At 38.9% G+C, this 2,525-nt stretch carries 3 protein-coding genes and 1 pseudogene; 1 reads left to right on the top strand and 3 read right to left on the bottom strand.

Features of this window, described 5'->3' with window-relative positions; genetic code table 11:
- On the bottom strand, positions 1 to 389 hold a 389-nt coding region (locus ACE1CC_RS05420; protein WP_413269450.1), incomplete at its 3' end, for a hypothetical protein.
- 87 nt (positions 390 to 476) lie between these two features.
- Here ACE1CC_RS05420 and ACE1CC_RS05415 point away from each other — a divergent pair.
- Positions 477 to 1,322, top strand: a pseudogene (locus ACE1CC_RS05415) (transposase); the annotation flags it as partial.
- Between the two features lie 235 nt (positions 1,323 to 1,557).
- On the opposite strand, the gene ACE1CC_RS05410 reads toward ACE1CC_RS05415, so the two are convergent.
- Together ACE1CC_RS05410 and ACE1CC_RS05405 are read right to left on the bottom strand one after the other, a co-directional pair.
- Positions 1,558 to 2,049, bottom strand: a complete 492-nt coding sequence (locus ACE1CC_RS05410) for a DUF1634 domain-containing protein (RefSeq protein WP_413269449.1) — start codon at positions 2,047 to 2,049, stop codon at positions 1,558 to 1,560.
- A 1-nt stretch (position 2,050) separates the two neighbouring features.
- On the bottom strand, positions 2,051 to 2,525 hold a 475-nt coding region (locus ACE1CC_RS05405), incomplete at its 5' end, for a sulfite exporter TauE/SafE family protein (RefSeq protein ID WP_413269448.1).

Genomic DNA, 2,525 nt, shown 5'->3' with positions numbered 1-2,525 from the left:
TCACTTTCACCGTCATAATATAAGTCAAGTAAACTATTAGTTAAAGAATTAATCGTTCGCTCAAGTTCATCAATTTGATTACGTCTAACCACCTGGACTACTGCGGTAATATGCTCCTCACAAAAGGCCCGTCCCAAATGTTTATACTTACTCTTTTTTTGACGATCTTTTGCTTGCTCAAAAATCGGTTCGCTTGCCTGTAATTTATAATACCAATAAATTTTCTGTTGTTGTCTGACCTGATAACGGGCTACGTAGCACCCCTTGGGAGATACCTCACCTTCATCATAAATTTGTTGAATTTTAACTTTTAAAGCCGCGATAGTAGCAGTTAAACGCTCTGCTCTTTTAGCTAAGTTGGGAGCCAGTTTTGGCTTGGCGTGCTTCATAACTAGATAGAAAAAAATGTGTAATCAAATGGTAAAATACTTCGCGAATATTTTTAACGAAAACTCTCTTTGATTTACCATTTTTTGATGTCTACCATATCCTGTGAAGACCAACTCGCTCAATTTCAGCAATTTCGCCAAAATGTTTACGCTAACTTCCCGCTTAATCGTGACAGCTTGATGGATTTATTGGATGCTATTACGGGAAATATCACGGCTCAAACCCCAGTAGAATTATGCGAGCATCCTTCTTTCCGTCGCGGTTATAGTGCTTTATATAAAGCGATTAAACAATTTTTTGTGCCGAGTAAGCCCAACGCAGCAGTTGCAGAAAGAAAACAATTTCAAAAATCTCTGCTCAAAGCCCTTTCCCCATTAATTGAAGCACCGACTACGAGAAATTTTCATTTATTTGGTTTGGACACAACCCCCATCCCACGACCGTTTTCCCCTACAATACCTGACCGGACATACATCCATCAACCGAATACTATTAAAGGCAATAAACCAATTAACATTGGGCATCAGTACTCTTTATTATCATTTCTACCAGAGTCAGAAGGCACTCAAAATATCCCTTGGGCAATTCCTTTAAGCACCCAACGAGTCACCTCTAGTACTAATAGTATAGTTGTGGGAGTAGAGCAGATAAATACTGTACTCGATGATTGTCCCGCTTGGGAAAAAGAACAATTATCTGTGTTGGTAGCTGATAGCTATTATTCTCAACGCCAATTTCTGGATACACTCTCATCTCAATCAAATTTAGTACTAATCACGAGAGTACGTAGCAATAGAGTTTTCTACCGTCAACCATCCATCAATGAAGAAACTAATTCCGGTCGGGGACACCGCCGTTGGTATGGTGAGCGATTTGATTTAAAAGATGAAATTACTTGGCATCAACCTGATGAAATAACCCAAACAAATTTCACTACTCGTCGTGGGCGACCTCTGAAATTAAACATCTCTGCTTGGCATCAAATGTTGATGCGGGGAACCAAAGAATATCCAATGCACCAACATCCTTTTACTTTATTACAGGTGAGGGTTACTGATGAAAAAAGTCAGCAATTATGGCATCCGATGTGGTTAATTGTGCTTGGTCAACGGCGAAACGAATTAACTATTATGGAAGGTGACTCAATTTGCACTGCCCGATTGAATTTTAATGGTATGCTCCAATCACGCTGTAAATTAATCCTGATAACACCAGGAAAGTCACCACGATGTAGACATAATCTCGTTGACGCAGAAAAGCTAAAAACGAGATTGCTACACGCACGATCGGAGTAGCTATTAAAATCAATAAACCTAATTGAATAATCCCCCGACGACTACCTGATAATACTGCATTAACTACCCCTTCTGGGGAACGAAATTCCGATGGTACTCCATGAAAAACTCGATAATCAGCAGGTTCAGCACCGTGACGTATTAAATACAAAATCCCTCCCACTAAAACAACAGCACTAGCTAGAAAAACTCCGTATTTTAAAAGGTTGCTGAGTAATAGTTCAAGTTGTTGTTCTCTCTTGGTCTTGCTGTATTTTATCTCCTCATTAATTTCACGGTCTTGGGGAAAATAATTGAGATCGTTATCCGAATTTTCTTGAAATAAGTTAAATTCAACTATTTCACTTTCAGCTAATTTTTGCATTTTATATTCCCCCTGATAAGTTGTTATAAACCATTTTTAAAGCCATTAATACCAGAACTAAACTAAAAACTATTCTTAAAACTTTAGTTTTAGCTCCTACTAAAACTTTTGCGCCTAATAAAGCACCTGGTAATACTCCTAACATCACAGGCATAGAAAGTCCTGGATCGATATAACCTCGTGCTAAGTAAACTCCCGCCGAAGCTGCTGCGGTGACACCAATCATAAAGTTACTTGTAGTTGTCGAAACTTTGAATGGCAACCGCATTGCTTGATCCATTGCTAATACTTTAAATGCTCCCGAACCAATACCTAATAAACCGGAAATTACTCCCGCAACTACCATCACACTAAATCCCATCGGAACCGAGTGAACTTGGTAAGGCATTAGTCCGTTAGGAGTTGGACAAGTACCATTAAGTTTTAAATAGCTTACTAACCCATCTGTTGACTCACTTTCTGGCTGTTCAGAACGT

It is taken from the genome of Floridaenema aerugineum BLCC-F46, assembly GCF_041929345.1.
GTDB lineage: Bacteria > Cyanobacteriota > Cyanobacteriia > Cyanobacteriales > Aerosakkonemataceae > Floridanema > Floridanema aerugineum.
The sequence above is the reverse complement of the archived record's forward strand: the minus strand, read 5'-3'. Positions and strand labels throughout refer to the sequence as shown.